The following is an 889-nucleotide window of genomic DNA, read 5'->3' as shown; positions in this document are numbered from 1 at the left end:
TCATTTGATAAGCCCATCCTTGATCAGAGTGGAAAGTTCTCCTATAAGGTGATTTAGCTGTGACTTTAATAGCTTCTTCTAGTGCATCCATTATACTTTGGGCTGATGGGTTCTCACTTATACTATAGCTTATTATCTCACCATTATACATATCCATAAATGGATCTAAATAAAGTTTCTTTACTACTAATTTACCTCTCTCACTAACTTCATAATATTTAAATTCAGTTGTGTCTGTAGTGATTTTTTGATGTGGAATATTAGTATTGAATCGTCTTCTAATTCTATTTTTAGCTGTTTTTCCAATTTTCCCTTTATATGAATTGTATTTTCTACTTTTTCTAGTGAATGATGTAACCTGTAAGCCTAATTTTTGTATAATTCTTTGAACTTTCTTTTTGTTTATTATATATCCTAAATTACGTAGCGCACCATATATACGTCTATAACCATAATCTTTGTTATTCTTTCTTATTTCTAATACTTTCTCTTCAATTTCTTTATCTGGATTAACTCTATTGAATCTCTTCTGCCAGTACATATATGTTGCTTTTGGCATTTTCGCATATAAAAGAAGGTCTTTAAGTATGAATTCTCCTCGGAGACTGCTTATAATTCGCGCCTTCTTTTCATTTCTGCTTCTTCCGCTAAACGCAGTCTCCTCGCTTCTTTTAAAAATGCATTTTCTATCCTTAGTTGTAGTAATTTATCTTCTAATTCTTTTACATATTCTTTAGATATATTATCATTTGTGGTTTGACTTGTTGTTTCCTTACTTAACTTTTTAGGTGATTTAGCCATTAAGATTTCCCGACCTTTCCTTCGTTCTCTCAATGCATCAGGACCAGCTACTCTAAAGCGATTAACCCAGTTACAAATAAGTGCTGGA

Annotated in this window: 2 protein-coding genes; both read right to left on the bottom strand. The window is 31.6% G+C overall.

Annotation, left to right across the window (positions count from 1 at the left end; genetic code table 11):
- Positions 1-559: IS3 family transposase (locus tag O3801_RS08525; RefSeq protein ID WP_371454676.1), on the bottom strand; the 559-nt coding region annotated here is incomplete at its 3' end.
- A gap of 50 nt (positions 560-609) precedes the next feature.
- Positions 610-889: hypothetical protein (locus tag O3801_RS08520; RefSeq protein WP_371454674.1), on the bottom strand; the 280-nt coding region annotated here is incomplete at its 5' end.

This window comes from Gemella sp. 27098_8_149 (genome assembly GCF_041433745.1).
Lineage (GTDB): Bacteria > Bacillota > Bacilli > Staphylococcales > Gemellaceae > Gemella.
The sequence above is the reverse complement of the archived record's forward strand: the minus strand, read 5'-3'. Positions and strand labels throughout refer to the sequence as shown.